We start from the raw sequence: 247 nt of genomic DNA on the forward strand, positions 1-247 counted from the left end.
GGAGGCGCCGGGTGGGCCAGGCGGCGTCGAGGGGGAGGTAGGCGGCTCCGGACTGGAGGATGCCGAGGGCGGCGACGGCTTGTTCCCAGCCTTTGTGCATGACGATGGCGACGAGTTCGCCGGGCTTGGCGTTCCGGTCGGTGCGCAGGTGGTGGGCGATGCGGGCGGCGCGGGTGTCGAGTTCGGCGTAGCTGAGGGTGCGGTCGGGGGTGAGGACGGCCGGGTGGTCGCCGCGGTCGCGCAGCGG

1 protein-coding gene is annotated in these 247 nt (G+C 74.5%); it reads right to left on the minus strand.

From position 1 onward, the window contains the following. The coding region (locus HOY81_RS27175; protein ID WP_237323359.1) for an AMP-binding protein at positions 1-247 on the minus strand (247 nt) is incomplete at both ends.

The sequence above is a fragment of the Streptomyces sp. JJ36 genome (genome assembly GCF_021696945.1).
GTDB lineage: Bacteria > Actinomycetota > Actinomycetes > Streptomycetales > Streptomycetaceae > Streptomyces.